Source organism: Nonomuraea sp. MTCD27 (assembly GCF_041950495.1).
In the GTDB taxonomy this organism is placed as follows: Bacteria; Actinomycetota; Actinomycetes; order Streptosporangiales; family Streptosporangiaceae; genus Nonomuraea.
This window is the reverse complement of record NZ_JBGNUW010000027.1, coordinates 131,663-157,637: the sequence shown is the minus strand read 5'-3', so window position 1 is coordinate 157,637 and position 25,975 is coordinate 131,663. Positions and strand designations below refer to the sequence as shown.

29 protein-coding genes and 1 pseudogene are annotated in these 25,975 nt (G+C 70.0%); 15 read left to right on the top strand and 15 right to left on the bottom strand.

Going from position 1 to position 25,975, the window contains the following annotated elements; all coding sequences use genetic code 11:
* From ACBJ59_RS52565 to ACBJ59_RS52555, 3 genes are all read right to left on the bottom strand, one after another.
* A partial coding sequence (locus ACBJ59_RS52565) for a transposase (protein ID WP_375117509.1) occupies positions 1-153 on the bottom strand: 153 nt, incomplete at its 3' end.
* Between the two features lie 491 nt (positions 154-644).
* Positions 645-830, bottom strand: coding sequence for a hypothetical protein (locus tag ACBJ59_RS52560; protein WP_375117498.1), 186 nt, complete (start codon positions 828-830; stop codon positions 645-647).
* A gap of 96 nt (positions 831-926) precedes the next feature.
* On the bottom strand, positions 927-1,190 hold the full coding sequence (locus ACBJ59_RS52555) for a hypothetical protein (protein WP_375117497.1): 264 nt from the start codon (positions 1,188-1,190) through the stop codon (positions 927-929).
* A gap of 286 nt (positions 1,191-1,476) precedes the next feature.
* On the opposite strand from ACBJ59_RS52555, the gene ACBJ59_RS52550 reads away from it, so the two are divergent.
* The 4 genes and pseudogenes from ACBJ59_RS52550 to ACBJ59_RS52535 all read left to right on the top strand — a co-directional run.
* Positions 1,477-1,770, top strand: a complete 294-nt coding sequence (locus ACBJ59_RS52550) for a hypothetical protein (protein ID WP_375117496.1) — start codon at positions 1,477-1,479, stop codon at positions 1,768-1,770.
* A gap of 401 nt (positions 1,771-2,171) precedes the next feature.
* On the top strand, positions 2,172-2,474 hold the full coding sequence (locus tag ACBJ59_RS52545; RefSeq protein WP_375117495.1) for a lipopolysaccharide assembly protein LapA domain-containing protein: 303 nt from the start codon (positions 2,172-2,174) through the stop codon (positions 2,472-2,474).
* A gap of 154 nt (positions 2,475-2,628) precedes the next feature.
* On the top strand, positions 2,629-3,591 hold the full coding sequence (locus tag ACBJ59_RS52540) for an acyl-CoA desaturase (protein WP_375117494.1): 963 nt from the start codon (positions 2,629-2,631) through the stop codon (positions 3,589-3,591).
* A 70-nt stretch (positions 3,592-3,661) separates the two neighbouring features.
* Positions 3,662-4,096: pseudogene (locus tag ACBJ59_RS52535) on the top strand (DUF5994 family protein); the annotation flags it as partial.
* A gap of 59 nt (positions 4,097-4,155) precedes the next feature.
* Here the strand turns inward: ACBJ59_RS52535 and ACBJ59_RS52530 are convergent.
* Positions 4,156-5,082: an AraC family transcriptional regulator gene (locus tag ACBJ59_RS52530; RefSeq protein ID WP_375117493.1), complete on the bottom strand. Its 927-nt coding sequence runs from the start codon at positions 5,080-5,082 to the stop codon at positions 4,156-4,158.
* An 82-nt stretch (positions 5,083-5,164) separates the two neighbouring features.
* Between ACBJ59_RS52530 and ACBJ59_RS52525 the strand changes: the two genes are divergently transcribed.
* Positions 5,165-5,995 carry an NAD(P)H-binding protein gene (locus tag ACBJ59_RS52525; protein WP_375117492.1) on the top strand — a complete coding sequence of 277 codons (831 nt, stop codon included), beginning with the start codon at positions 5,165-5,167 and terminating at the stop codon, positions 5,993-5,995.
* A gap of 278 nt (positions 5,996-6,273) precedes the next feature.
* On the opposite strand, the gene ACBJ59_RS52520 is transcribed toward ACBJ59_RS52525, so the two are convergent.
* A complete protein-coding gene (locus tag ACBJ59_RS52520) occupies positions 6,274-7,038 on the bottom strand; it encodes an SDR family oxidoreductase (protein ID WP_375117491.1) in 765 nt (254 codons plus the stop codon).
* Between the two features lie 68 nt (positions 7,039-7,106).
* On the opposite strand from ACBJ59_RS52520, the gene ACBJ59_RS52515 reads away from it, so the two are divergent.
* The 4 genes from ACBJ59_RS52515 (at position 7,107) to ACBJ59_RS52500 (ending at position 10,453) form a co-directional block, all read left to right on the top strand.
* Complete coding sequence (locus ACBJ59_RS52515) at positions 7,107-7,754, top strand: helix-turn-helix domain-containing protein (protein WP_375117490.1); 648 nt, start codon at positions 7,107-7,109, stop codon at positions 7,752-7,754.
* 584 nt (positions 7,755-8,338) lie between these two features.
* Positions 8,339-8,833 carry a SigE family RNA polymerase sigma factor gene (locus ACBJ59_RS52510; RefSeq protein WP_375117489.1) on the top strand — a complete coding sequence of 165 codons (495 nt, stop codon included), beginning with the start codon at positions 8,339-8,341 and terminating at the stop codon, positions 8,831-8,833.
* Positions 8,826-10,088 (top strand): hypothetical protein, encoded by a 1,263-nt coding sequence (locus ACBJ59_RS52505; protein WP_375117488.1) that lies wholly within the window; start codon positions 8,826-8,828, stop codon positions 10,086-10,088. Before ACBJ59_RS52510 ends, ACBJ59_RS52505 begins: the two co-directional genes overlap by 8 nt.
* A gap of 32 nt (positions 10,089-10,120) precedes the next feature.
* A complete protein-coding gene (locus tag ACBJ59_RS52500; protein ID WP_375117487.1) occupies positions 10,121-10,453 on the top strand; it encodes a hypothetical protein in 333 nt (110 codons plus the stop codon).
* Between the two features lie 124 nt (positions 10,454-10,577).
* Here ACBJ59_RS52500 and ACBJ59_RS52495 read toward each other — a convergent pair whose 3' ends face one another.
* Positions 10,578-11,882, bottom strand: a complete 1,305-nt coding sequence (locus ACBJ59_RS52495) for an RIP metalloprotease (protein ID WP_375117486.1) — start codon at positions 11,880-11,882, stop codon at positions 10,578-10,580.
* 548 nt (positions 11,883-12,430) lie between these two features.
* On the opposite strand from ACBJ59_RS52495, the gene ACBJ59_RS52490 reads away from it, so the two are divergent.
* Entirely contained in the window at positions 12,431-12,682 is a 252-nt protein-coding gene (locus ACBJ59_RS52490; protein WP_375117485.1) for a hypothetical protein, read from the top strand.
* 125 nt (positions 12,683-12,807) lie between these two features.
* Here the strand turns inward: ACBJ59_RS52490 and ACBJ59_RS52485 are convergent, their stop codons facing one another.
* Complete coding sequence (locus ACBJ59_RS52485; protein WP_375117484.1) at positions 12,808-13,977, bottom strand: FAD-dependent monooxygenase; 1,170 nt, start codon at positions 13,975-13,977, stop codon at positions 12,808-12,810.
* A gap of 29 nt (positions 13,978-14,006) precedes the next feature.
* On the opposite strand from ACBJ59_RS52485, the gene ACBJ59_RS52480 reads away from it, so the two are divergent.
* Positions 14,007-14,621 carry a TetR/AcrR family transcriptional regulator gene (locus tag ACBJ59_RS52480; RefSeq protein ID WP_375117483.1) on the top strand — a complete coding sequence of 205 codons (615 nt, stop codon included), beginning with the start codon at positions 14,007-14,009 and terminating at the stop codon, positions 14,619-14,621.
* On the opposite strand, the gene ACBJ59_RS52475 is transcribed toward ACBJ59_RS52480, so the two are convergent.
* From ACBJ59_RS52475 to ACBJ59_RS52445, 7 genes are all read right to left on the bottom strand, one after another.
* Positions 14,599-15,009, bottom strand: coding sequence for an anion permease (locus tag ACBJ59_RS52475; RefSeq protein WP_375117482.1), 411 nt, complete (start codon positions 15,007-15,009; stop codon positions 14,599-14,601). The two genes, ACBJ59_RS52480 and ACBJ59_RS52475, sit on opposite strands and share 23 nt — an antisense overlap.
* A 75-nt stretch (positions 15,010-15,084) precedes the next feature.
* Positions 15,085-15,825, bottom strand: a complete 741-nt coding sequence (locus ACBJ59_RS52470) for an ABC transporter ATP-binding protein (protein WP_375117508.1) — start codon at positions 15,823-15,825, stop codon at positions 15,085-15,087.
* A 35-nt stretch (positions 15,826-15,860) separates the two neighbouring features.
* On the bottom strand, positions 15,861-16,694 hold the full coding sequence (locus ACBJ59_RS52465; protein WP_375117481.1) for an ABC transporter permease: 834 nt from the start codon (positions 16,692-16,694) through the stop codon (positions 15,861-15,863).
* Positions 16,691-17,647 (bottom strand): aliphatic sulfonate ABC transporter substrate-binding protein, encoded by a 957-nt coding sequence (locus ACBJ59_RS52460; protein ID WP_375117480.1) that lies wholly within the window; start codon positions 17,645-17,647, stop codon positions 16,691-16,693. Before ACBJ59_RS52460 ends, ACBJ59_RS52465 begins: the two co-directional genes overlap by 4 nt.
* A 100-nt stretch (positions 17,648-17,747) precedes the next feature.
* The gene (locus ACBJ59_RS52455) at positions 17,748-17,987 is read right to left on the bottom strand and encodes a hypothetical protein (protein ID WP_375117479.1); all 240 of its coding nucleotides are present in this window, start codon (positions 17,985-17,987) and stop codon (positions 17,748-17,750) included.
* 61 nt (positions 17,988-18,048) lie between these two features.
* The gene (locus ACBJ59_RS52450) at positions 18,049-19,257 is read right to left on the bottom strand and encodes an NAD(P)-binding domain-containing protein (RefSeq protein WP_375117507.1); all 1,209 of its coding nucleotides are present in this window, start codon (positions 19,255-19,257) and stop codon (positions 18,049-18,051) included.
* Between the two features lie 44 nt (positions 19,258-19,301).
* Entirely contained in the window at positions 19,302-19,850 is a 549-nt protein-coding gene (locus tag ACBJ59_RS52445; RefSeq protein WP_375117478.1) for an OsmC family protein, read from the bottom strand.
* Positions 19,851-19,922: 72 nt separating this feature from the next.
* On the opposite strand from ACBJ59_RS52445, the gene ACBJ59_RS52440 reads away from it, so the two are divergent.
* From ACBJ59_RS52440 to ACBJ59_RS52430, 3 genes are read left to right on the top strand one after another with little or no spacing between them, the layout of a single operon-like run.
* Complete coding sequence (locus tag ACBJ59_RS52440; RefSeq protein WP_375117477.1) at positions 19,923-21,116, top strand: homoserine O-acetyltransferase; 1,194 nt, start codon at positions 19,923-19,925, stop codon at positions 21,114-21,116.
* Between the two features lie 13 nt (positions 21,117-21,129).
* Positions 21,130-22,452 carry an O-acetylhomoserine aminocarboxypropyltransferase/cysteine synthase family protein gene (locus ACBJ59_RS52435; RefSeq protein ID WP_375117476.1) on the top strand — a complete coding sequence of 441 codons (1,323 nt, stop codon included), beginning with the start codon at positions 21,130-21,132 and terminating at the stop codon, positions 22,450-22,452.
* Complete coding sequence (locus ACBJ59_RS52430; protein ID WP_375117475.1) at positions 22,449-22,931, top strand: CoA-binding protein; 483 nt, start codon at positions 22,449-22,451, stop codon at positions 22,929-22,931. Before ACBJ59_RS52435 ends, ACBJ59_RS52430 begins: the two co-directional genes overlap by 4 nt.
* A gap of 260 nt (positions 22,932-23,191) precedes the next feature.
* On the opposite strand, the gene ACBJ59_RS52425 is transcribed toward ACBJ59_RS52430, so the two are convergent.
* The gene (locus ACBJ59_RS52425; RefSeq protein WP_375117474.1) at positions 23,192-24,409 is read right to left on the bottom strand and encodes an MFS transporter; all 1,218 of its coding nucleotides are present in this window, start codon (positions 24,407-24,409) and stop codon (positions 23,192-23,194) included.
* Positions 24,410-24,470: 61 nt separating this feature from the next.
* Here ACBJ59_RS52425 and ACBJ59_RS52420 point away from each other — a divergent pair, with 61 nt between their 5' ends.
* Positions 24,471-25,487 (top strand): DUF5937 family protein, encoded by a 1,017-nt coding sequence (locus ACBJ59_RS52420; RefSeq protein WP_375117473.1) that lies wholly within the window; start codon positions 24,471-24,473, stop codon positions 25,485-25,487.
* Positions 25,488-25,975: the final 488 nt, after the last annotated feature.

The following is a 25,975-nucleotide window of genomic DNA, read 5'->3' as shown; positions in this document are numbered from 1 at the left end:
CGGCATCTCCCGCCACTGCCCGCCCGTCCGGAACCGCCAGATCACGCCCTCGAACTGCTGCCGCAGCCGCTCGGGGTACGGGCCGAACCCACCGATCGGCAGGTAGGGCTCGATGAACTCCCACTCCACATCCGTCAATTGCACTCGCGTCACGCAAAACGATCTACCGGATCGGACCCCGAAACGAGGGCGGATCCCGCAGATTGATCACAACCAAATACACGCCCTAGCCGGCCCGGCAAATCATCGGAACCCATCACCAAAAACCGCGCCCACGTGTGGCCCAGACTCAGACATTCATCGCCACCACGACCACGGGCGGATCGAACAGGCGGACGGGCACTCATCGTGCTCCTGGATCGCGGCGCCCTCGCGGTCGTACACCACAGGTACTCGGCCAGGCCGCGAGCGTAGGCATCGATCGTCCGGGGCGCACGACCCAGGGCGGTCCACATCGCCGGCCATTGGACCTCCCGCTCGTGCCGAGTGAGCACCGGCCCCTTCTTCCTCCAGCACCACCGTGCCCAACAGATCTCCCCTGTCCATGGTCGTACGATGATCATTCCTGCCGTCGGCTTCCACGTAACCCATACGGAGATGGTCCGCACGACGCGGCGGGTGGTTCGCGATCGCGTGCCGCGAGGCTACTGCTTGAGGTGCCGGAAGGCGGCTGGTGCGAGCGCGGCCAGGCCGAGTGCGATGACGGCGTTGATCACGCCGACTACGTTCTGGCCGCTGGTGAAGGCCTGTCCGGCTGCTTCCAGCAACCTGTCTCCCGAGCGCGATGCCCAGGGCGTTGCCCAATCCGCCTGGGCGCCCGACACCGACACGTCGAACTCGTTCAGTTGGAGCCGGCACTCCCGGGTGCCGTACCGGAAGTAGGCGATCCCGGGAAGGCTCCATCTCCAGTACCGATCATCGGGGCATCAGACAGGCTCATCGATGTGGCTGGTGGCCGTCGGGGCGTCTTCGCCGGGCGGTGGTCCGGCGGGCAGGGCGGCGGGCTCCAGCCAGCCGAGCCGTTCGGCGAGGCGTCGGGCGCTGTCGACGACGGTGGCGATGTGGGGTGAGGCGTTGGCGTCGTGCCACAGCAGTGTCAGCTGCTGCCCCCGCCAGGACCGGGCACGGAACGCGGGCGAGCTGTCCAGAGCGACACTCGATCGACAACGGCCCGGACCGGAGCCCGACACCGCGCGAAGCCCTCGGGCGATAACACGTGTCGGCGACCCTCGCCTCAGCAGCGTAGACGGGGCCCGGCGAGATCTTTCAGGAAAAGTCACTGGATCGTGCTGACCTGCCGGATCGTGGCTTTTGGGCCCCGCCGGCCCGCAAAATCGGCCGGATATTTTCACTGGCGTGGACCTCACACCACCTTATGCCGAGAGTGGAATTCGCTAATTTGTGCGACATTTCCTTGCTATTTCTTTCGGATGGGTATTGAATAAGGATGCAAGCCAAGGAAAAGGGGAGGCTCTTATGAGCTTCGTACAGATTCTGGAATTCGACACCAAACGCGCCACGGAAGTCGAGTCGCTCATGAACGAGTGGCGGACACAGACCGAGGGGACGCGCTATGTAAGACGCGAGGTCGTGGCGAAGCACCGCGATCGCCCCGATCACTACGTGGCCGTCGTGGAGTTCTCCTCCTACGAGGAGGCCCAGCGTAACAGCAAGCTTCCGGAAACCGACCGGTTCAACGCGCACATGGCCAAACTGTGCGAGGGCCCGATCGAGTTCTCCAACTACGATGTGATTCGCGACAAGAGCTGATCATCAGCTGAACATCGCAGAAAGCTCAACCTGTGCTGTGGCGTGCGAGAAGATTCTCGCGTCATGGCGCGGGCATTTTTTTGTGCCACCCCTCATGCGAAAGAACTGCCGGCGTTGCGGCGCCCCACAACCCGGGATTCACGCCGATGCCGAGTGCGAAGGCGAACCTCCCTGAGCATCGGAGTGGCCGCTCAGCGAGTACCCCTTGGTATGCCGGGCGAGTGACGTAAAGTCGAGGTATCCGGAAACGACGACATCCCGCGCTTTTGAGGTGCCTGCCAGGCCGGCTCACCGAAAGGGTTGTCATGGACATCCTGCGCCGCTTCCGTTCCGGATCCGGGCCATCTGCTGAGACGGCTGAGGCCGATGTGCCCCAAGGCGAGAGCTCGTCGGCGCCGGCCGTGCGCCCCGCGGACCCGGGCTCCGGCGTCGAGGACTCCCGGCCGGTGCCCGTCACCCGCACCAGCGTGGCCTGGGCGGGCGTATGGGCCGCCGCGCTCGTGTCCGTCGCCTTCATCGTGTTCATGCTGCAGAACACCGTCCCCACGCAGGTCTCCTTCCTCGGGTTGCACGGCACGCTGCCGCTCGCGGTCGCGATGCTGATCGCCATGCTCAGCGGGATCCTGCTCACCCTGGTGCTCGGCACCGCCCGCATCACCCAGCTCCGCCGCCTGGCCCGCCGGCGCCGCCGCCAGAACCGCTGACCGGCCAACACCCCCACGCCCAGAACGCTTTCGCCACCAGAGCACCCCGGCAATCCCAAAACAGCCCAAGGGGAGTGTGATCGCTGAAGGCGTGGGCAGGCGAACCAGTTCAAAGGGGGCGAAAGACGCTGCACGCTTGATGGGAGAAATTGGCATGGAGTCGACGGGGACAGGCGTCGTCGATCGGGAGCGGCTCAGCGCGGTACCCATCATCGACGGGCGTAAATCGGTCGCGGCGGTGGTCGCGTTGTGGGTATTCGTGCTGGTGCCGTTCGCGGCTCTCGCCGCCGCCGTGCCAGTGGCCTGGGGATGGGGGCTGAGCTGGACCGACGTAGCGATCGCCGCCGGCGCCTACGTCCTGACCGGGCTCGGCGTCACAGTGGGCTTTCACCGCTACCTCACGCACGGCGCGTTCAAGGCCGGGCGGTCGCTGCGGATCGGCCTGGCCGCGGCCGGGTCTCTGGCCGTGCAGGGCTCGGTCATCCAGTGGGTGGCCGACCATCGGCGCCATCACGCCTTCGCCGACCGCGACGGCGACCCGCACTCGCCCTGGCGCTACGGGCACAGCGTGCGCGGCCTGGCCAAAGGGCTGCTGTTCGCGCATGTCGGCTGGATGTTCGAGCGTGACCGCACCAACCGGCAGCGCTTTGCGAAGGACCTGCTCGCCGACGCCGACATGCGCCGGGTGGACCGGCTGTTCGGGCCGCTGGTGGCGGCCTCGCTGCTGCTGCCGCCCGCCGTCGGCCTGCTGGCCACCGGCACCTGGCGCGGCGCGCTGACCGCGTTCTTCTGGGGAGCCCTGGTACGGATCGCGCTGCTGCACCACGTCACCTGGTCGATCAACTCCATCTGCCATGTCTTCGGCGAGCGGCCGCTGAAAACCCGCAACGGGGACCGGGCCGCGAACTTCTGGCCGCTGGCGATCCTGTCGTTCGGCGAGAGCTGGCACAATGGCCACCACGCCGACCCCACCTGCGCCCGCCACGGGGTGCTGCCCGGCCAGATCGACATCTCCGCCCGGCTGATCCGGCTCTTGGAGCGGTTCGGCTGGGCCCGTGACGTACGCTGGCCGACTCCGGCTCGCCTGGCCGCACGACGCCGCGAGCCTTCCTCATGACCGGCCCTGAGCAGGTACGGCTCAGCCTGGATCCCGACCTCGCACGCCGGGGCCCGGTGGACGGGCATGGTGGCCCGCCGGCTACGACGCCGGCGCGGAGCTGCCCGCCCTGATCACCGCCATAGACCAGCACTTAGGAGCGGCGTGTCCTGCGCGTCGGCCTGCAGATCGACACTGGCACAACATCCCGCACCGCATCGCCGCCCCCGGCCGCCAGGTCAAAGTGGACTGGTTCCGCACCATCGGTCACCCATTATCTCAAGCATCGAGCACCTCGACCTGCTCGTCATCCCACCTGACACCACACCCGCCGCCACTCACGAAGCACTCGCCTTGGCCATCCGGTGTCGCGGCCGTACCCGTGTACCCGTCCTGGCGACATCCTCGCCGCCGCAGTCCAAGACGGCCCCGGCCGGCGCGCGCCACCGCCGAGCGGGAGCTGAGCCTGGCCGGCTGGGACAACGGCCCGGGCTGTCGCGGACGGGGACTTCGAGACGTGGCCTGATGCCGCGTGAGGTCAAGCTGGTCAGGCGTGGAGAGTGATGCGCGTGTCGATGCGACCGGTCACGCGTGCTGTGATCGATGGTTGCTCGGGCTCATGCCCTTGACGCGCTTGAATGCCGCGCTGAAGTTGAACGCGTCGGCGTAGCCCACGCGGTTGGCGACGTCGGCGATGGTCGCGTCCGGTTCGATGAGCAGGTCCGAGGCGATGGTCATGCGCCACTCGGTGAGGTAGGCCAGCGGGGGTTGGCCCACGAGCGTGGTGAACCGGCGCGCGAAGGCGGAGCGCGAGACGCCGGTCCGGGAGGCCAGCTGCGCCACCGTCCAGGGGCGCGCCGGGTCGTCGTGCATGAGTCGCAGCGCCTCGCCCACGATCGGGTCGCTCAGCGCCGTGTACCAGGCCGGAGCGCTGGTGTCCGGGCGGTCGAACCAGGCGCGCAGGGTGCAGACGAGCAGCCAGTCCAAGAGGCGGTCGAGCACCACCTGCTGTCCCGGCCGATCGAGCGCGACCTCCGCCGCGATGTACTCGCGCACCGCGGCGGTGTCGCCGTCCACGGGCACGGTCAGCACCGGAGGCAGCGCCTTGAGCAGCCGCCCGCCGATGTCGCCGCGCACCGGATACGCGCCCACGATCAGCGTCGTGGACCCGTCGGGGTCGCCGTAGGTCCGCCGGCCGGGACGGTGGACCGTGCCGCCGTTCGCGGGGATCGCGCGCTGCTCCCCGCCGTCGGAGGCCGCCGGCGCGTTCGTGGCCGGATCGTCGACGAAGAAGAACGGTTGTGGGCCGCGCACGACCACCGCTTCACCGACCGTGATGCGCTGAGGCGCCTGTGCCTCGGCCATGATCCACCCCTCGCCTCCAAGCAGGCCGCATAGTGTCAGCGGCGCGCCGTCGGCGAACCGCAACGACCACGGCGGCGACAGGATCGAGTGCCCGAAGACAGAGCCGTTGGCGCGTACCCCGCGCAGGAGATCGGCAAAGGCGTCCATGACCGAAGCGTAGACGGATGGACATGCGAAGCGCGGTTTTGACCCATGGAAAGTCCACGCCTGGCACGGTTTCCTGAGATGCATGAGCCAAGACGTATTCCTGGTACTGGGTGCCACGGGAAAGACCGGCCGGCGGGTGGCCGCCAGGCTGCGGGCCGCCGGCAAGACCGTTCGGGCGGCCTCCCGATCGAGTGAGATGCGCTTCGACTGGGCGGATCCGGCCACATGGGACGACGCGGTCGACGGTGTCTCAGCGGTGTACGTCATCGCGCCCGAGGTGCCGGGTCCCGCGCACGAGTTCGTACCCAGAGCGGTGGCCGCCGGCGTGCGCCGGTTCGTGCTGCTGTCCGGCCGCGGCGCCGACACCTGGGGCGACTCTCCTTTCGGCCTGGACGTGCGCTCGGCCGAGGAGGCTGTGCGCGCCTGCGGCGTCGAGTGGTCGATCCTGCGCCCGACGAACTTCAGCCAGAACTTCGACGAGGACTTCTTTCACGCTCCGATCATGGCGGGTGAGCTGGCGCTGCCCGCCCGTGGCATCGTGGAGCCCTTCATCGACGTGGACGACATCGCCGACGTGGCGGTGGCGCTGCTCACCGAGCCCGGGCACGCCGGCCGCACCTATGAGCTGTCCGGCCCGCGGGGGCTCACCTTCGGCGAGGCCACCGAGGAAATCGCGCGGGCATCGGGCCGGCCGGTCCGTTACGTCGAGGTCTCGCCCGAGGAGTTCGTCGCCGCGCTGGTGGCGCAGGGGTTCTCCCCCGAGGCCGCAAGCTACGCCCGGGAGATGTTCGACCTGATGCGCCGCGGTGTGACCGCTGAGGTCACCGACGACGTGCACCACGTCCTGGGTCGCCCGGCCCGCGATTTCGAGACCTATGTCGCGCGCGCGGCGGCAGCGGGGGCATGGCGTTGATGCCGGTCCTGGTGCTTGGCGCGACGGGGAGGGCCGGCCGCCGGATGGCGACGCTGCACCGAGCAGCCTGAGCCAGACCTGCTCCGGCCGGCCGTCGAGCTCCTGGAGGAGGTCGTCCAGCCGGACGCGGGCCCGTGGACCGAGGCTACGGTCACTGGCCCGAGGAGGTACGCGCGACCGCCACGGGCCGGTGGCCTTGGGTGCCGAAGGGACTGTCCTGGCCGAGCCCGGGGCCGGCGATGAAACGTCAGATGGCGGCGGTGGCGGGGGCTGTGGGGTCAGCTCCGGGCACCGAGGTGGAGGCCGCCGCTGGCGTCGATGACCTGGCCGGTGATCCAGCGGCCGTCGTCGGAGGTGAGGAAGGCGACGGCGTCGGCGACGTCCTCGGCCCGGCCGAGGCGGTTGAGGGCGGTCTGGCCGGTGATGAGCTCCTCGACGCCCGGCGCCTCGAAGACGGGCACGTTGACGTCGGTTTTGGTGGCGCCGGGCGCGACGGCGTTGACCGTGATCCCCCGGATCCCCAGCGCACTGGCCAGGGTCAGGGTCATCGTCTCAAGAGCGCCTTTGCCCATGGCGAAGGAGGTCTGGCCGGGCAGGGCCATCCGGGCGGCGACCGAGGTCAGGGTGATGATCCGGCCGCCGTCGCGCAGCAGCGGGAGCGCCCGCTGGATGATGAAGTACGGCGCCTTGACGTTCACCGCGAACAGCCGGTCGAACTGCTCCGGGGTGTCCGTCTCGATCGGCCCGGCCGGGAGGGCCGCGGCGTTGTTGACCAGGATGTCCAGCCCTCGCCCGGCCAGACCGCGCTCCAGGCCGGTGAACAGGGTGTCGACGTCCCCAGACGTGCCCAGTTCGGCCCGGACGGCGAAGGCGTGCCCGCCTGCCTTCTCGATCATGGCGACCGTCTCGTTCGCCCCGGATTCGCTACCGCCGTAGTGCACGGCGACGTCCGCGCCGTCGGCGGCCAGACGCAGGGCGATGGCCCGTCCGATGCCGCGCGAGGCTCCGGTCACCACAGCGGTCCTGCCAGCCAGTCTGCTCATCTCACGCACTCCGATGTGTTAGTGACTCTCGACATGTTAGTAACTACCAGTACGGTACTGTATCGCACATGAGTGGCGAAAGACCGAATCTGCGCGAACGCCGGCGGACGGAGACCCAGCGCATGATCCAGTCGCACGCGATGCGGCTGTTCGTCGAGCACGGCTACGACGCGACCACCGTCGACCACGTCGCCAGGGCATCCGGGGTCTCGCCGATGACCGTCTACCGGCACTTCCCCACCAAGGAAGACCTGGTGCTCTACGACCGGTACGACCCCCTCATCGCGGCCCGGGTCGCGGCCCGACCGGCCGACGAGCCCGTGGTGCGCCGGATCGGACGGACCCTCGTCGAAACCACCCGCACCCTGCTTGAAACGAGCCGTACTGCCGCCGAACCCGCCGACGACGCGTTCGGGGCGCGCTCATCGCCCGAGAAGGACCTGCTGCTCGCCCGAGTGCGGTTGATGATGGACACGCCGGCCCTGCGCGCCCGCCACCTGGACAGCCAGTTCGCCACCCAGAAGGCCATCGTCGACGCCCTGCTCGGCGACGCGCCGGACCCCGAAACGGAGTTCCGCACCTGGGTCGCGGCCAGCACCTGCCTGGCCGCGATGCTCGTCGCCCTGATGCGCTGGGCCCAGGAGGACGGGCGCCCTGACCTGCCCGGCCTGATCGCCGCCGCTCTCCGCGCCGCCTTCGACGACGACTTCGACTGACCATCCGCGCGGAGGCCACCACACCCCGTAACCCCTTCCGCTGGCCGCCCAGCTCCTGGCCCGGCAGCTGCTGGAGGGCGATCCGGCGGGTGCGGCCACCGCGCTCGGCATGAGCGAGGTCGTCCGCGGTGCGTTCGAGCGCGGCGATCTGGAGCTGAGCGCGCTCGTGCCACCCTTCTGGACCGGCTCGGCCGCACCGGCCATGCCAGGGCATGCCCTGGCATGAAGCGATCGACAACCTGATCAACATCCGTACGGAGTCACCGAGCTGATCGACGAGGCCGCCGCGGCCGCCGCGGCGCAGGACGCCGCACCAGGTCAAGGCTGCGTGGGCGGGCAACGCCGGAGCGGCGTCGTCATTGACACCGACCCCCGCCGCCCCGGGCAGTCGGCTCCCCTTTCCCCGGTCTTGCCTGCCGTCCTCACTTCGCCGGGCCCGCCGGATGCGGACCTGGCACCGCGCCGAGCAGAACACGGCATCCGCGCGGCGCCGGCAGCGCGTGCACGGTGGAAGTCTGCGACATTCTTCCGTCGCCACTCAACCATCCGACCGGCTGGAGTGTCCTTGGAGGCCGGAGGTATGAGTGGACGACCCGACGTTTGAGAGATTCGCGGCGCAGCGGCTGCCGGCGCTCTATCGCTACGCCATGGTCTTGACCCAGAACCGGCACGACGCCGAGGACCTGGTGCAGGAAGCGCTCACTCGAACTGGCCTGCGGTGGAACGCGATCAGACGCAAGGACGACCCGGAAGGGTACGTCCGCACCACCATGGTCCGCATCATGGCCAACCGATGGCGGCGGCCCAAGCGCGAAGTGAGCGTGTCGGCGCCCCCCGAGCCGGCGGCGGAGGACGTGGGACTGGAACGCCTGCTGGACGACGACGGCATCCGCTCCAGGATCGCCGGGCTGCCGCCGCGCATGCGGGCCGTACTGGTGCTGCGTTATGTCGAGGAACGCGGCGATGAGGAGATCGCCCGGTTACTGGGGTGCAGCCGCGGGACCGTCAAGAGCCAGGCGTCGCGAGGGCTCGCCCGGCTGCGTGAGGCCGTCAAGACCGAGGAGATCGAGCATGGATGACCTGGAACGCCGTCTTGCCGCGCTGCTCAGCGAGTCTTCCCCGGGCGATCCGCCGCCCGGTCTGGCAGATCGGATCCACCGGGCCGTGGCCACGCGCCGCAGGAACAGGCGGGCCTTGGCGCTGGCCGCCGCGGCGGGAGCAACGGCGGTCCTGGTGGCCGTACCCCTGGCCGTACGCGGCGGGAACGGTGAGGCCGCAACCACGGCGAACCTGAGCCCGACCCCCGCATCGACCCCCGGATCGACCCGGTCTTCCGAGCCGACGGTGACAGTGTCCACGCGGCCCGAACCGACCATGACCAAGACCGTGACACCCACCCCGGACCAGGCGAACGTCAACATCCCTGCCGGCCTCGGTATCGAACAGGCCCTGCGTCGCCTCCTGAACGTGGCGAGCGTCGTGGACGTCGAGAGCCGCACGGCGCGGGGCGAGCCGTTCACGCCCGCAGCCCTGGGCAGCGACGGAACGGTGCTGGGAACGACACCTGACGGGCAAGTGGCAGAGGCCGGCGCGAGTGGCGGCACGCCCCAGGAACTCGGCTTCCCGGCGCGGTCGGGGCTGGGGACGGCCACGGACTTCCGCACCTGGACGGAGCTGAACGGCTCGTCGGCCGCCCAACGGTGCCGCACGGCGGACGGGAGCACACGCACGATCAGCCCGCAGGGCACAGAGCCCGGAGGGCAGGTCTGGGTGGACGGCGGCGTGATCGTCGGCAACGACGTCATGCGGCAGCCCTGGGCGGCCAAGGGATGCGCGCAGGTGGGTACGGTCGTCAAGGCCGGGGACCCGGCGAGCGGGGTGGCGGTGGCGTTCTCCTACCCCCACCTGTTCACCGCCGACCGGGCGAACGACAAGGTGCTGCGCATCCTCGACGTCGAGACCGGAAAGGTGACGGCCGAGCATCCGCTGCCGGAGGGGGTCCGCGCGCAGACCATGGACGCTCCGGACCAGAAGTGGTACGCGGCCGCATCCGGCGAGTGGTTCGCCTGGGTGGCCGACGGCACGCTGCGGTGGATGCCGCGCGACTCCTGGGGGCCGATGTCCGCACTGCCCGGAGTTCCCGCACCGACGCAGGGGGTCTCCCCGTGGATGACGGCGGGCAACCGGCTCATCACCTACAACACCGGGGCCACCTCGGTCCTGCTCGATCCGGTCACCGGCACGCGATACAAGAGCCCGGACGTCATGCTGGCGGCGGGCGACTGGCTGCTGTGGCACAACGGCGACGGCTACCGTCTGGCCAACCTCCGTTGAGGTCTCCGGCAGGTGTCCTGCTGGTGCTCGTCATGATCCCCACGATCGCGAACCTGGCCGGCGGCGGTCCAATGTACATCTGGACGCCGTCCCTCCCTCTGCCCCTCCTGCGCCTGGTCGCGGAGGCGGGACTGCTGGACGCCTGGTTGGTCGCCGACCTGCTCGCCGCCCTCGGCATGATCGGCGTACTCGCGGCGGCGGCCACGGCCGTGAGGGAGTACGCCGTGGCCGCGACACTGCTGGCCCTGGTCGCCGCCGTCAGCCTCGCCGCCACGGCGGCCGGCGCCCTGCTCCCCCTCGGCTACGCCCTCCTCTACACGGCCGGGCTCGTGCTGGTACGGCAGGCGAGGCCCTTCTCCACCTGAGCGACCAGCCTTCGGTGGCGGTGGAGCAGTTCCACGCCTGCGGGGTGTGCGGACCATCTCGCCCAGCATGCGCGGCTGGTGGAGGGCGGGCGGAGTTTCCGACGAGGTCCGCCGACTACTTCCGTCAGTTCGTCAGTGTGAGCGGGTTGACCAGGTCGGCGTAGACCAGCAGGCCTGCCATGATCATCATCACCAGCGCAGCCGCGTACGTCAGGGGCAGCACCCTGGCGATGTCGACGTGCTTGGGCTTCGGCCGCCGCATGACCTTGGCGTAGGCCCGCTTGATGCCCTCCCACAGCCCGCCGGCGATGTGGCCGCCGTCCAGTGGCAGCAGCGGGATCAGGTTGAACATGCCGATCGCCAGGTTGAAGCCGGCCAGCAGGCTGACAAAGGTGGCGATCTTCTCCTCGTTGGACAGGTCGGAGGTCAGGATCTCGCCGCCCAAGCGGCCCGCGCCGACCACGCCCACCGGGCCCTCGGGGTCGCGCTCCTCGCCGGAGAAGGCCGCGTGCCAGATGCCGACCATCTTCTCCGGCATGTTGAAGATCGAGCCCGCCACCCTGGCCGTCAGCCCGCCCATGTAGCCGATCACCTGGCCAAAGCTCTGCCGTTCCATCACCTCGGTGGGCCGCACGCCGAGATAACCGACGTTCTTGTCGATCTTCTCGGGGTCGTCGAGGCTGGGCCGGTCTTGGGCGATGAGCGTGACGTCAACCGTCATCGGCTTGCCGTCACGCACGATGTCGAGTTCGACCGGGCCCGGACCATGGGAGCGGACCAGGCGGACGGCGTCGTCCCAGGAGCCGATCTTCTGGCCGTTCAAGGAGACCATGCGGTCGCCCGGCTTGAGGCCCGCCTGCGCGGCCGGGGTGAGCTGGTCGCCGGGCTCGCAGGCGGCGCGCCGCTCGGAACTGGGGATTACGCACGTCTCGGTGGCGGACGAGACGATCGGGGCATCGGTAGGCAGGCCGATGCCGACCAGCAGGATGGTAAAGAAGACGAACGCCAGCACGAAGTTCATCAACGGCCCGCCGGACATGATGATGACCTTCTGCCACCACTTCTTGCGGTAGAAGACGCGGTTCTCGTCGCCCGGACGCACCTCTTCCAGCGCGATCTCGCGGGCGGACTCTATGAGCCCCTGGAAGGGCCCTGTCGCCGTGCTCCTGACCTTGGCGGGATCATCTCCGGGGCGCGGCGGCAGCATTCCCACCATGCGGATGTAGCCGCCGAACGGGATCCACTTGATGCCGTACTCGGTCTCGCCCTTGCGCCGGGACCACGCCGTGGGGCCGAAGCCCACCATGTACTGGGTCACCCTGACGCCGAAGAGCTTGGCCGGCACCAGGTGGCCGAGCTCGTGCAGCGCGATGGAGACCATCAACCCAAGGAGGAAGAGGATGATCCCCACGACGTAGAGCCAGTTCATCCAGGGCGCTCCTCTGCAGACGACAAGGGCAGACGTGACGGACGAGACGAACGGTGCGACGCTCCAATGTAGAGGAACTCGCCACACCACAAGCAGCGTGCTGGAGTTCCTCGGCAGCACCGGGCTACGCGTCCTGTCCGACACCGGTACACCGCCCTGGCCGACGCAGAGAACGCCCGAGCGGGCTGTGGCCGCCCCGCGCGAGGCCGCCCCCACCGAGCGCGATGACCGTCCGGGGTAGGCCGCTTGGCGCCCCGACTTCGAACCGGCAGCCGCGCCGCCACGTCGACCGGCGCCTACGCTCCGTCGTCGACAGGGCCGACATCGCCCGACCGTGTCTACCACGAACTGATCCAGGCGGCGGCGCACGTCGCGGCCACACGCTGCCGGGGCGAGAACCACACCATGGAGGCTGCCGCCCGCGTCCGAGGCGGCCGGATCGTCACCGCGGTGAACGCCTATCACTTCACCGGAGACACCTGCGCAGAGCTGGTCCTGATCGGCCCGCCGCCACCCAGGGCATCTATGACCTCGGCACCATCGTCGCCGTGGGTGACCGTGACCGAGGCGTCGTGCACTCATGTGGCCGCTGCCGCCAGGTCCTCCTCGACTACGTCTCAGCCCTTGAGGTCATCGTCAGGACAAACGACGGGCTCCGGTTGGTGCCCGTCACCGGCCTGCTTCCCGAGAGCTACCTCTGGACGGACCACCAGCTCGACTACGAGAGGAGCGCACCACTCAGCACGAGCTGGCGCCCAAGACGGTTGGAGCGCGAGCATCGCCTGCTCCGGCACAGCTGACCAGCCCTTCGTGATCCGGCCTGGGGAGACGACACCGCCGGAAGGTGATAGTGGCCGTGGCTGCGATTCCCCGCCGGCGGCCAGTTTGCTTGTCACCGAAGTGGCGGGGATGGCTTCGGCCCGGTTCAGGCGGCCCGGGTGTAGTGGGGCAGGGGGCGGGCATTCCTGGCCTGGACACGGCGTTCCACTGTGCCGATGGCTTTCATCAGTGGCAGGCGGGCCACGAGGTCGCGGACGCAGCGGCCGCCTTCGGTCTTGGGCACCATGAGGCGGACGTTGGGGCCGATTTGCTGTTTGTTGTCCACCAGTGGACGGTGTGCTGCGTCGTAGCGGGGGAAAGCCACGCGGTGGTCGCCGCCTGCGGCGGCGAGCTCTCCGGCTAGGCGGTAGGCCCCGACCAGGGCGAGTTCGGCGCCCGCGCCCGATGCGGGGGACGCGCACCAGGCGGCGTCGCCGACCAGGACGACGCGTCCGTTGGACCAGGAGTCCATCCGCACCTGGCCCAGGGCGTCGAAGTAGAAGTCGGGGTCGGTCAGGGCCGAGTCGAGAAGTTCCCTGGTCCGCCAGGACGCCTGGCCCGCGAACGCCCTGCCGACCAGACGCTTGTGCTCGGTGATATCCCGGCGGTCGTAGTCCAGCGGAGCGGAGCGGAACATGAAGTACGCCTTGGCCTGGGCATGGTTTCCGGACCGGTAGATCCCGGTCATCTTGCCTGGGGTGTTGAACATCGTCACCCAGCGATCCTCACCGAGCACGGCGTCGGTGTTGGCGAAGGCGAAATAGTGGTTCTTGAACGCGATGAACTTCTCCTCCGGCCCGAAGGCGATCCGCCGGACGTTGGAGTGCATGCCGTCGGCCCCGGCGACCAGGTCGAAGCGGCGGGCGGGCGCGTGCTCGAAGGTGACGGTCACGCCGTCATCGTCCTGCTCCAAGCCGCGGATGGAGTCGCCGAGCACGATGTCCACATCGGTCACCTCGCGCAGCAGGGAGACCAGGTCGCCGCGCATGATCTCGGTGGAGGCCAGGTCCTGGGTGTCGATCCGGGCGACGGCCCGGCCGGCGGCGTCGACGAACTTCATGCCGCGCACGTCCGTGCCCAGCTCCCGTACCCGTGGCAGGAGTCCCATCCGGTCGACCACCGTGACCGCGTCGTCTCGCACGTCGACCCCGTTGCCGCCCAGGCGCAACACGGGCGCACGCTCGACCACCGTGGGCCGGAAGCCGTGCCGTGCCAGCCAGTGGGCCAAGGTCAGGCCGGCGATGCTTGCTCCTGAGATCAGGATGCGCTCGTTCATGCCAGCCTCTCACGCTAGACTTAAGTGAAATGCACATTCCAATTGATTATGTGGAAGGGCCATTCCAGTTGTCAACGCCCACGGGAAGCCGACGCCGTGCCGACGCCGTGCGCAACCGCCGACTCTCCCTGGAAGCGGCCACCGCGCTGCTGGCCGAACCCGGTACAACCCTCACGGTCGAAGCGATCGCCACCCGCGCGGGCCTGGGCGCCGCGACCGTCGTGCGCGCCTTCGGCGGCAAGGACGCTCTCCTGGACGCCGCCGTCTCCCGCCTGCTCGAACCGGTCGTTCAACGCGCCCGCGACCTGCTCACCGAAACCACGCCGTACCAGGCCCTGCGCACCTTCCTCCGCGAACTGCTCGCCTTCCAGGCCGCGCACCACGCCATCAACGACCAGTTGGGCGGTCTGGACCTGCCCGCCACCACCGCCCTGCGCGCCGACCTGGTCGCCACCGTGGAGGAGATGATCGAAGGCGCCCGCCGCGACGGCGCCGTCCGTACCGACCTCGACCCCGCCGTTACCACGACACTGATCAGCCAGACCGCCCTGGCCATCGCGCGCGCCCAGCCATCCTCACCCGACCTCGTCGATGCCTACCTCACCGTCCTGCTGGATGGCCTCAGCCCGCAAGGCTCGACCTGACCCGCCAGGGCATCGCCGCGCTCCCGGCCGGCCGCCGCCCAAGCCAGCGCTCCCGGAACCCGAAGTGGGACGAGGTGAAGATCACCGCCGCCGACGAGCCTTCGGCCGCGAAGCCCTGCGGTGTCTCGATGTCGGTCAACCCCTTGCCCAGGGTCCGGATCACCCGCCGGCCACCCACGTACGTGCCGAGCGCGATCGCGGCGGCGCTGGCCACGATGACCCGCAGCGGCGTGCCGGCGTCCTCGCTGAGGGTTCCAGCGACGATCATGGCCAGGGTGATGACACCCATGGTCTTCTGCGCGTCGTTGGTGCCGTGCGCCAGCGACACCAACGACGCCGACCCGATCTGCCCGAGGCGGAACCAGCGCTCGCGAGCCCGCTCCGGCACCGACCGGGTCAGCCGATGGACCAGATACGCCGACCTGGGGAAACGTCACTACCACCCGAGCCGTCCTGACCTGCGTCAGGACTGGTCGGGACGTAAGGGCACGCGCAGGCGGGTGAGCAGGTGGCGGCGCAGGGCGCCGAAGCCTGGATCGTCCTGCGCGCGCGGGTGCGCGAGCGTGACGGGGGTGTCCTCGGCGATGCGCCCGTCCTCCAGGACGAGGAGACGATCGGCGAGCAGCAGCGCCTCGTTCACGTCGTGCGTGACCAGGAGAGCGGCGAAGTCGTGCTCGCCGCGCAGGCGGAAGAACAGCGCCTGCATCCTGAGCCGGTTGAGCGCGTCCAGGGCGGCGAAGGGCTCGTCGAGCAGCAGAATGTCGGGCTCGCGGACGAGCGCGCGGGCCAGGGCGACCCGCTGCGCCTGGCCGCCGGACAGCTCCGCGGGCCAGGCCCGCCCACGGTCGGCGAGGCCGACCTCCGCCAGTGCCGCCGCCGTACGCCGGGCCAGGTCCGGTCCGCGCAGACCGAGCGCGATGTTGTCGGCGACCCGTTTCCACGGCAGCAGCCGGTGTTCCTGGAACACCACCGCAGTGCGCCCGCTGGTGCTCACCTCGCCGTCCGCTCCGGAGTCGAGACCCGCCAGGACGCGCAACAGCGTGCTCTTGCCGGAGCCGCTGGCGCCGAGCAGCGCGACCACCTCGCCTCTACGGATGCGCAGGTCGACACCGTCAAGGACAGTCGTGTCGCCGAACGCGCGCGTGACACCCTGCGCGGCGACCACCGCGTCCGCCGTCATGTCCGCCGTCATGGCCGCCGTCATGGCCGCCGCCATGTCCACCGCTGGGGTGGCGGGGCTCAGCTCGCCTTGAGGCCGCGCCGCCATGCCAGGGCCCTCCCTTCCGCCGTACGCAGCGCCAGGTCGGACAGCAGGCCGAGCAGAGCGTAGATGAGCAGCCCCAGCACGACGATGTCGGTCTGGGCGAACTCGCGGGCCTCCATCATCATGAAGCCGAGCCCGCTGTCCGCGTTGACCTGCTCGCCGACCACCAGGCTGAGCCAGCCCGCGCCGAACGCCAGGCGCAGGCCCAGGAACAACGACGGCAGCGCGCCGGGCAGCACGACGTGCCGCAGCCGGGCTGCGGCGGACAGGCCGCAGGTGCGCGCCGCCTCCACCAGCCGCTCGTCGATGTCGCGGATGCCGCTGTAGGTGTTGAGGTAGACCGGGAAGAACGCTCCCAGCGCGACCAGCGAGATCTTCAGTGGCTCACCGATGCCGACCCAGATGAGCAGCAGCGGGACCAGGCCCAGGTGGGGCAGCATGCGGGCCATCTGGACGGGCGGGTCCACCAGGTCGTCGCCGATCCGCAGCAACCCGGCGACCGCCCCGAGCGCGAGCCCGAGCCCGCCGCCGATGGCCAGGCCGATGACGGCCCGGATCAGGGAGTCGAGCAGGTTGTGCCAGAGCGTTCCGTCGGCGGCCAGCCGCCAGCCCGCGTCCAGCACGTCGCTGGGCGCCGACAACTTGTCCGGGGGCAGGATCCCGGCCCGGGAGGCGCCTTCCCAGAGGACGACGATGAGCAGTGGGGTGACGATCCGCCGCCAGCGCGTGGCCTGCGGCGGCCGCGAACGCTGCTGTGGGCGGGTCCGGTCGCGTTCCGTCCGCAAGGCCCGTACGGGTGTCGTCGTCACCGCAGCACCTCGCTGAACCTGCCGTCCACTCGGCCGGCGATGTCCACCTTGCCGGGGATGAGCGCGAGCGCGGCGAAGCCGTCGGCGATGCGCTGCAGCTCCGCGCCGATCGCGGGTGTCACCGGGGCGACGGGTCTGGCGCTGCGGGCCAGGGCGCGCTTGGCGACGTCTTCGGGGATCTTCAGCTCCGGAGCGAGGAGCCGGGCGCGCTCTTCCGGGTGGGCGATGCCCCACTCCGTGGCCTCGCGGAGCTGCTGGAGAAGCTGCTTGATCTGCGCGGACTTGGCCTCCAGCGCCTCGGGCGACGCGAGCAGGTACTCCCGGTTCCCCGCGAGCCCGGTCGCGTCGGCGAGCACCTTGACGCCGGGCCGCTCGGCGAGGGCGAAGTACGGGTCCCAGATGATCCACGCGTCGACCTGACCGTTGTCGAACGCGGGCCGTCCTTCCGCCGGCTTGAGGTACTTGACATCGACGTCCTTGATCGTCATGCCGTGCTTCTCCAGCAGCCGTACGAGCAGCCAGTTGACGTTGGAGCCCTTGTTGAGGGCGATCGACCTGCCCTTGAGATCTTTGAACGTCGTGATGCCGCCAGCCTCCTTGACCAGGACGGCCTCGCCCTGCGGCACTTCGGCGGACGTGCTGATGATCTTGAAGTCGGTCTTCCCCGCTGCGGCGAAGATCGGCGGCGCCTCGCCGGTGTAGCCGACGTCAATGGATCCGGCCTTGAGCGCCTCGGTCACCGCCGGGCCGCTCTCGAACAGCGACCACGTCACGCCGGGCGTCGCACCTCGGGCCTTGACGAGCGTAAGGGCGCCGAACCGCTGGTATCCCACCCGTAGCGTCTGGCCGCCCTCGGCGGCCTGCGACGTCTCGCCGCCGCAGGCGACGCCGCCGAGCAGGAGGACGAGCACGCCCATGACATTCACGAACAACCGTAAGGACCGATCACGCATGCCATATTTTACCCATATAACCTACCATTTGAATAGGTAATACTGAGGAGAAATGAGGCGCCGTGCCACTGCCCACGCGACCTCCGCGTGGCCGGAGGAGTCAGCGTCGCTGCAGGTTCCTGCCCCGGGCGACCTGCTGCGCGGCCTGTACGAGCAGTTCCGGCCCAACACCGGCCACATCCCGGGCGGCCCCTGTGCGGCCGGACGTCCAGCAGTGGTGGTGGACCTGCCGGGCGGTGCGCGAGTTCGCTCCCGCCACGGTCGGCGGTTCACGTTCTGCCTGCTGAGGCCGGTCGGCGAGGAAGGGGTTCACCTCATCACGCAGGTCCCGGTCCGGCATCGCCCGCCCGCACCGCGGCCACGATGTCCAGCTCGGCCGACATCCCGCATGTTCGCGACGTTCACCGCCGTACGGCCAGGTATCCCGCGAGGTGGTCGATCACCTCGCGGGAGTCGGCCTCGATGCCGTGGATGAACGTGGACCTGCGCCGCCGCAGCACGGGCAGCCCCAGCGCGTACAGCCCGGGGCCGTCGACGACGCCGCCGTCGTGGCGCAGCCAGCCCTTGTCGTCGATCACGGGGACGTCGAGCCAGCCGTAGTCGGGGCGGAAACCCGTTGCCCACACGATCGTGCGGATCTCGCCGCTACGCAGGTCGAGTTGCAGCCGCGCCGACGCGGGCACCCGGGTCGGCGCGAGGCGTTCCGGCGGGCCGAGCTCGAGGTCGCGCGTACGTGCCCATGCGTCGAACGTGGCCAGCAGGCGCTCCAGCTTGAGGTCCGCGAGGGAGAACACGTTGCGCAGCCCGCCGGAGAACAGCGCGCGGCCGTCGCGGACGGCGGCCCAGCGGCCCACCACTTCGACGCCCATCGAGGTGAGCGCGTTGAGGTCGAGCGTCGCGCGCTCGGGAGTGCCGACGAGCTGGGGCGAGGGCAGCCGCCGGGCCCGCGCGAGGTCGTCGATCTCGTCGTATCGCTGGTCCCACACACCGGAGGCGTCCATCCACCACAGCACGTCGCGCCCGCGATAGGTGCGGGGCAACCGCACGTGCTCCCCCACCGAGAGGATCACCGGCCGCCCGGAGCGCCGCAGCTCGGCGGCCAGTTGCACGCCGGTGGCCGACGCGCCGACGACGAGCACGCCGCCGTCGGGCAGCCGGTCGGGCGCACGGTAGTCGAACGGCGTCAGTTGCCGCACGGACGGCGGCACGGCCTCGCCGAACGGCGGCACCACCGGCCGGTTGCAGGCGCCGCTCGCGATGACCAGCGCCCGGCAGCCGATCTCGCCGCGGCTCGTCGTCACGCGGTAGCCGTCGTCGGCAGGTCGTACGGACGTGACGGTCGTGCCGGTCCTGACGGGAGCGCGCGAGAGCGCGGCGAAGCGCTCGATGAACCGTGTCACCTCCTTCGTGGTCAGGTAGCCGTCGGGGTCGGCGCCCGCGTAGGCGAGGCCGGGCAGGCGGCTCTGCCAGTTGGGGGTGAGCAGCCGGAAGGAGTCCCAGCGTTCGCGCCGCCAGGAGTTCGCCACCTCGCCGCGCTCGATCACCAGGTGATCGATGGACCGCTCGCTGAGGAAGTGGCTCGCGGCGAGGCCGGCGTGGCCGGCGCCGATGACGACGGTGGTGACGTGCTCGATGGTGGCTCGGCCTTCCGGGCTCAGGCGACGTCGACGGTGACGTTCGTCGGGTTCGTCAGGGCGTCGAACACGGCCGAGCGCTTCTGGGACTGGGCCACCAGCGCCTCGATGTCCTGCTTCGAGGCGTCCGCGTCGATGGTGAAGGTCACCTTGATGTCGTCGAAGCCGTTGCGCACGTCGGCGTCGACGCCGAGGATGCCGCGGATGTCATGCGTGCCTTCGAGCCTCGCCTCGACCGAGCGCAGCTGGATGCCGCGGTTCTGCGCAACGGACGCCACGCCGGCCGTCAGGCAGCTCGCCAGGCCGACGAGCAGGTACTCGATCGGCGTGATGCCGTTGTCCTCCGCCGCGAACACCTCGGGGTGGTCGGCGTCGAACACCGCTTCCCTCTTGTGGCTGCGCTCCTCACCGAGGCCGAAGAACTCCTTGACGGTCGTGGTGCTGTGCACGCCGTTCCGCCATGTGGAGGAGGCCCGCCAGACGAACCGGGCGGCCTCGGGCGCGCCCTTCAGCACCTCGCGCGCCTCCAGCAGCGCCTGCACGTTCACACCGTTCGCGACTGTGGTCATGGCCCCACCTATCTCCTGTATTTCCGGTAGGTATTTGAACATACACCTCCCGTGGCGGCTACCATAAGTCCCATGTCGCAGCCCGCCCCCACGCTCGCGGCCGGCAGTGTCGGCATCGTGGAGACCCGCTACCTCGACCTGCCGGAGCCGGTGCGCCTCGACTGCGGCCGGGAGTTACACCCGGTGCGCGTGGCGTACGAGACCTACGGCACCCTGTCGCCCCGGCGGGACAACGTCATCCTGGTGTGCCACGCGCTCAGCGGCGACGCCCACGCGGCGGGCCTGTCGAAGGCGCCGTCCGGGGAGAGCACGCGCGACGGGTTCGGGGCCGAAGGGCATGGCAAGGGGCTCGGCTGGTGGGACGGGATGATCGGCCCCGGCAAGGCGTTCGACACCGACCGCTTCTTCGTCGTCTCCACGAACCTGCTCGGCGGCTGCCGGGGGACGACGGGGCCGTCCTCGATCGACCCGGCGACGGGCACGCCGTACGGGCCGGACTTCCCGGTGATCACGGTCGCGGACATGGTGCGCACGCAGCGCGCGTTCCTGGACGCCATGGGCATCGAACGGCTCGCGGCGGTGGCCGGGGGCTCGCTCGGCGGCATGCAGGCGCTGGAGTGGGCGGTGCTCTTCCCTGACCAGGTCGACGCCGTCATCCCGATCGCCAGCACGCACGCGCTGCACCCGCAGGGGGTGGCCTGGAACGCGATCGCCCGTGACTCGATCATGCGCGATCCGGCCTGGCAGGGCGGCCGCTACTACGGCACGGGCCGCGCGCCCGACGCCGGCATGGGCATCGGGCGGATGGTCGGCCACATCACCTACCTGTCCGCGCCGGCGCTGGAGGCCAAGTTCGGCCGGCGGCTGCAGGGCTCCGACGAGATCCGCTACACGATCACCGAGCCGGAGTTCGAGGTGGAGAGCTACCTGCGCCACCAGGCCGACTCCTTCGTCAAACGCTTCGACGCCAACACCTACCTCTACACCTCGCGCGCGCTGACGTACTTCGACCTCGCCCGGCAGCACGGCGGCGGGTCGCTCGCGCGGGCGGTCGACGGCGTCTCGGCGCGCACGCTGCTGATCGCCTTTAGCTCCGACTGGCTGTATCCGCCGTCGGCGTCGCAGGAGCTCGAGCAGGCGCTGCGCGCTCTCGGCAAGCCGGTCGAGCTCCAGGTGATCGACGCGCCGTACGGCCACGACTGCTTCCTGCTGGAAGAGGCGCGACAGACGCCCATCATCCGCCGGTTCCTGGCTCAGCCCGTCTGAAAGAGAGGCTCATGTGACCGACCAAGTCCCCCGCGTGGAACAGGACCGCGAGTTCGGGTTCGAGACCCGGCAGCTGCACGCCGGGCAACGGCCGGACCCGAACACAGGCGCCCGCGCGGTGCCGATCTTCCAGACGACCAGCTACGTCTTCGAGGACCCGGAGTCCGCGGCCGCGTACTTCAACCTGCAGGAGTACGGGAACACGTACTCGCGCATCATGAACCCGACCGTCGCGGTGTTCGAGGAGCGGGTGGCGAACCTGGAGGGCGGCGCCGGCGCGGTGGCGTTCGCCAGCGGGATCGCCGCGCAGGCGGCCGCGCTGTTCACGCTGCTGCAGCCGGGCGACCACGTCGTGTCGTCCTCGGCGCTCTACGGCGGCACGGTGAACCAGCTCAAGCACCTGCTGCGCAAGATGGGCGTGGAGCTGACGTGGGTCGATCCCGACGATCCGGACGCCTGGCGCAAGGCCATCCAGACGAACACGAAGGCCTTCTTCGGCGAGACGATCGGCAACCCCGCCGGTAACGTGCTGGACATCGAGACGGTGGCGGCCATCGCGCACGAGCACGAGCTGCCGCTGATCGTGGACAACACGTTCGCGACGCCGTACCTGTGCCGGCCGATCGAGTGGGGCGCCGACATCGTGATCCACTCGGCGACCAAGTTCATCGGCGGCCACGGCACGAGCATCGGCGGCGTCGTCGTGGAGGCGGGCACGTTCGACTGGTCGAACGGGCGCTTCCCGGTGGTCGCGGATCCGTCGCCGGCCTACCACGGGCTGCGTTTCCACGAGACGTTCGGCGAGTACGGCTACCTGATGAAGCTGCGCGCCGAGACCCTGCGCGACCTGGGCGCGGCGCTGTCGCCGTTCAACGCCTTCCTGTTCCTGCAGGGCCTGGAGACGCTGTCGCTGCGCATGGACCGCCACGTCGGCAACGCGCTGGCGGTCGCGGCCTTCCTCCAGTCGCATGAGCTGGCCTCCGGCGTGACCTTCCCCGGCCTGCCGGACAGCAGGTACCGGCCGCTGGTGGACAAGTACCTGCCGCGCGGCGCCGGCGCGGTGTTCTCCTTCGACTGCGCCGGTGGCCGAACGGGCGGGCAGGCGTTCATCGGCGGGCTGACGCTCTGGTCCCACCTGGCGAACGTCGGCGACGCCAAAAGCCTGGTCATCCACCCCGCCAGCACGACCCACCGCCAGCTCGGCGACGACGAGCTGCGGGCGGCCGGTGTCGGCCCCGGCACGGTACGGCTGTCGGTCGGCACCGAGTCCGTCGACGACCTGATCTGGGACCTGGAGCAGGCTTTCGCCCGCGTCGGAGAGGTGGCCCCGGCATGACCGCACTCGACCGTTACCAGGACGCGCTCACGATCCAGCGCGTGCTGCATTCGACCAGGACGATCGCGATCGTGGGCCTGTCGGGGAACGAGCTGCGGGCCAGCCACTTCGTCGGCTACTACCTCAAGCGGCACGGTTACCGCGTCATCCCGGTCAACCCCCGGGAGAAGGAGATCCTCGGCGAGCGGAGTTACGCCAGCCTGCTCGACGTGCCCGTTCCGGTGGACCTCGTGAACGTCTTCCGCGCCCCGGACGCGCTGCCGGAGATCGCACGGGAGACGGTGGCGATCGGCGCCGCGGCCCTGTGGTGCCAGTTCGGCGTGGTCAACGAGGAGGGCGCGCGGATCGCCGAGAACGGTGGCGTGAGCGTGGTCATGGACCGCTGTCTCAAGGTCGAGCACGCGCGCTTTGTGGGGCGGATGCACTGGCTCGGTTTCAACACCCGGCGCATCACCTCCGTCCGCGCCGGGCTCCAGTAGCCCACCCGATCCGTCACCCCCGGCGGCCCTCGGATGGGTGGCGGGCAGCCGGTGCCGGCCGGGGCCGAGCAGCCGCTCGCGCGGCATCGAGTCGCCGTACACCCGCAGGCTGCGCCCGGCCAGCGGGCGCCCGGCGCGCTCGGTGAGGTCACCGCCGCGGGCCACGACGTCGTCGAGTGGACGGGGTCTCGGCCGTATGCGGCGGCGCGGCGGCGGGTGCCGGCGATGTCGTCGCGCAGCGCCCGCGGTAAGGGCCTGGATCAGACCTCGTGGCGGAGTGGACTGAGCCAGATCGGCACCCAGCTGAGCGCCATGATCGATGCGCCTGTCCACATTGCCGTCCCGATGCCCCAGACCTCCCCGAGGAGGCCCGCCAGCAGACCACCGACGCCGACAGCACCCATCAGGATCAGGCGCATGGTGGCGTTCATCCGGCCGAGCATCGGGTCGGGTGTGACCTTCTGCCTGAAGCTGACGAGCAGCACGTTGTTCACCCCTGTCCGGAAGCACAGGATGCTCCATGCGGCCGCCGCGATCCAGACGCTCCAGCCGACGAACGGCACCAGGAGCGCGAACGGCGCAGTGGCCACGCCGACGATCCACACGGCACGCCCGCGGCCGAACCGGCGGCCGATCAGGTGAGCCGTCGAGGAACCGGCCAGCACACCCAGCCCGCCGATGGCGAGGTAGACCCCAAGCACCCAGGCGGGATGTCCGAGCTCGTCAACGAGTAGCACGGGCAGCAGCGTCGAGCAGAGCGGGAACGCGAGGTTCGCCATGCCGCCTTGTGCCGCGATGGCGACGAGGACGCGGTTGCCGAAGAGGAATCGCATCCCCTCGCCGATCTGCCGTCCGAGTCGCTCGCCGGGTACGGGGACGGGCGTGAGCTCGGGCTTGGTGATCCGGCGTAGCCACACGGCCGACCACAGGTAGGTGAGCGCGTCGAGCAGGATCGCCGCCGGCGCGCCCGCGACAGCCACCAACACTCCGGCGGTGCTCCTGCCGCCCACGTCCATCGCCGCGCTCGTGCCGACGAGCATCGAGTTCGCGGCGGTGAGCCGGTCGCGGCCGACCAGGTACGGGACCGTGCTCTGAGAGGCGACGTCGAAGAAGAGCGTGCCGACTCCTGTCACGATGGCGACGCCGTACAGCTGGGTCATCGTGAGAGCGTCCAGCCACCACGCGACCGTTACCGACAGCAGGAACGCAGCGCGGACCAGGTCCGTCGCGATCATCACCGGGCGGCGCCTGACCCGGTCCACCCAGGCTCCGGCAGGTAGGCCGAGCACGAGCACGGTGATGGTGGTGAGGGCGCTGAGCAGTCCCACTTCGCCGGGCCCCGCGTTGAGGGCGCTCACCGCGAGCAGGGGCATCGCCACGTAGCCGACCTGGGTGCCGAACTGGCTGACCGCTGCGGCCAGGTAGAGGTTCCGGAACGAGGGGTCACGTAGCAGCGGTGCCTCGGCAACAGTTGTCATGCCCCCAAGAGGAGGGGATAGTGGCCCCTGAGTTCTATTGATTAACTAGAGGACGAATTGAATGGGACTCGAGCTGACATTCACCGCACAGGATGCCGCCAATGTCCGTTTCGCTGTTTCTCCTCTGTGGGAGGTCGTCGCGAGCGTGCGGGTGGTGAAGGACCCGGCCGCGCATGCCGTACTCAAGCCCTGGGTCGAGCGGGTGCGACGGCGGCTCGCCGATGTCGACTGGCGGTTGCTGTCCGACCTGGTGCCGGTGCCGACGACCTCGATCGTCGGCTTCGTGTGCCCGCCGCCCTCGACCTCCGTGCCCGACCTGGAGGTGGAGCTTGCCACGATGGCGGCGATGGCACCTCTGGTTCAGGAGAGTCTCGACGCCTGGGACGGCCCACGCACCCAAGCGCTCCAAGCGCTCCATGCCGACCCCGCGGGAGGCCTCGAAAGGCTCGCCAAGGAGATCCGCGACTACTGGGAAGCGGCCATCGCGCCCTACTGGCCCCGAATCAGCACCCTGCTCGAAGGCGATGTGCTCTACCGCGCCAGGTTACTGGCCGAGGGTGGCCTGCGGCGCATGCTCAGCGACCTTGACGCCGCCGTGACGTGGGAGGGAGAGACGCTGCGCCTGCCGAAGACGATCTGCGAAGGAGTGCGCCCGCTGGGCGGGCTGGGGCTGTTGCTCGTACCATCGGTGTTCACTTGGCCGCGCGTCTTCTCCATCACGACCCCGCCCTGGCAACCCACGATCCGCTACCCCCCGCGCGCCGTCGCGACGCTCTGGGAGCACCGCGAGAGCGACCCACCACAGGCGCTGGCCGCCGTGCTCGGCCGGACCCGCGCCCGACTGCTGGCCGAACTCGACCAGCCCGCCTCGACCAGGGAACTGGCCACCCGCCTCGGCCTGTCAGAACCAGGCACGAACCAGCACCTCACCGCTCTCCGCAGGGCCGGACTGGCCAGCGCGCACCGCACGGGGAGATACGTGCTCTATGCCCGTACGGCCGTCGCCGAGACACTACTCGCCGGCGACGCAAGTCCCATACCGAGCAGTCACGGGTACCCACGTGCGGGAACCACCTAACTCCCCGACCTCCAACCCCGCGCCCACAGGCCTGAGGGATCGCGACGCTGAGGTCGTCCGGACGATGCGAGGTCGTCACTCCTGAAGTGACAACCCCTCGAGCCGGGGAGAACCGCTGTCCGCCAACGTGGTACATCCCGTGTCCGCAGCTGGGGTTGGTCTTCTGCCCGCGAACACCTGATGTGCGGGGTCTGGTGTGCTCGGCTCACAGGGCCAGGGCGAACAGGTGGAGGCGAGCCGTGACGGATCGCTTGTCGAAGGTAGGCGAGCGTGGCGGATGAGAGCCGGCTGGTGCGAGTGCGGTCGCGGATCGGTGATCGTGCTCGGGCGGACAGCCGCCCGGTGTCGGCCGCGCACGCCTGTGTCTCGTACGCGGCGGACCTCGTGCAGCGGCTGGTCGATCCGCGCCTGCGGGCGCACGTCGGCGGGGGCGGCCGTGAAGGGACGGCTCACGTTCGTGATCGGCTGCGTGCTGGTGGGGGCAGTGC

What these genes read in the sequence shown, in the direction of transcription:
- ACBJ59_RS52540 (WP_375117494.1), top strand. Translation starts at nt 2,629, where the DNA reads ATGGAGTCGACGGGGACAGGCGTCGTCGATCGGGAGCGGCTCAGCGCG.
- ACBJ59_RS52520 (WP_375117491.1), bottom strand. Translation starts at nt 7,038, where the DNA reads ATGAGCAGACTGGCTGGCAGGACCGCTGTGGTGACCGGAGCCTCGCGC.
- ACBJ59_RS52530 (WP_375117493.1), bottom strand. Translation starts at nt 5,082, where the DNA reads ATGGACGCCTTTGCCGATCTCCTGCGCGGGGTACGCGCCAACGGCTCT.
- ACBJ59_RS52495 (WP_375117486.1), bottom strand. Translation starts at nt 11,882, where the DNA reads ATGAACTGGCTCTACGTCGTGGGGATCATCCTCTTCCTCCTTGGGTTG.
- ACBJ59_RS52430 (WP_375117475.1), top strand. Translation starts at nt 22,449, where the DNA reads ATGACCGCACTCGACCGTTACCAGGACGCGCTCACGATCCAGCGCGTG.
- ACBJ59_RS52470 (WP_375117508.1), bottom strand. Translation starts at nt 15,825, where the DNA reads ATGACGGCGGCCATGACGGCGGACATGACGGCGGACGCGGTGGTCGCC.
- ACBJ59_RS52500 (WP_375117487.1), top strand. Translation starts at nt 10,121, where the DNA reads ATGATCCCCACGATCGCGAACCTGGCCGGCGGCGGTCCAATGTACATC.
- ACBJ59_RS52425 (WP_375117474.1), bottom strand. Translation starts at nt 24,409, where the DNA reads ATGACAACTGTTGCCGAGGCACCGCTGCTACGTGACCCCTCGTTCCGG.
- ACBJ59_RS52525 (WP_375117492.1), top strand. Translation starts at nt 5,165, where the DNA reads ATGAGCCAAGACGTATTCCTGGTACTGGGTGCCACGGGAAAGACCGGC.
- ACBJ59_RS52515 (WP_375117490.1), top strand. Translation starts at nt 7,107, where the DNA reads ATGAGTGGCGAAAGACCGAATCTGCGCGAACGCCGGCGGACGGAGACC.
- ACBJ59_RS52550 (WP_375117496.1), top strand. Translation starts at nt 1,477, where the DNA reads ATGAGCTTCGTACAGATTCTGGAATTCGACACCAAACGCGCCACGGAA.
- ACBJ59_RS52505 (WP_375117488.1), top strand. Translation starts at nt 8,826, where the DNA reads ATGGATGACCTGGAACGCCGTCTTGCCGCGCTGCTCAGCGAGTCTTCC.
- ACBJ59_RS52455 (WP_375117479.1), bottom strand. Translation starts at nt 17,987, where the DNA reads ATGCCGGACCGGGACCTGCGTGATGAGGTGAACCCCTTCCTCGCCGAC.
- ACBJ59_RS52420 (WP_375117473.1), top strand. Translation starts at nt 24,471, where the DNA reads ATGGGACTCGAGCTGACATTCACCGCACAGGATGCCGCCAATGTCCGT.
- ACBJ59_RS52445 (WP_375117478.1), bottom strand. Translation starts at nt 19,850, where the DNA reads ATGACCACAGTCGCGAACGGTGTGAACGTGCAGGCGCTGCTGGAGGCG.
- ACBJ59_RS52485 (WP_375117484.1), bottom strand. Translation starts at nt 13,977, where the DNA reads ATGAACGAGCGCATCCTGATCTCAGGAGCAAGCATCGCCGGCCTGACC.
- ACBJ59_RS52460 (WP_375117480.1), bottom strand. Translation starts at nt 17,647, where the DNA reads ATGCGTGATCGGTCCTTACGGTTGTTCGTGAATGTCATGGGCGTGCTC.
- ACBJ59_RS52440 (WP_375117477.1), top strand. Translation starts at nt 19,923, where the DNA reads ATGTCGCAGCCCGCCCCCACGCTCGCGGCCGGCAGTGTCGGCATCGTG.
- ACBJ59_RS52480 (WP_375117483.1), top strand. Translation starts at nt 14,007, where the DNA reads ATGCACATTCCAATTGATTATGTGGAAGGGCCATTCCAGTTGTCAACG.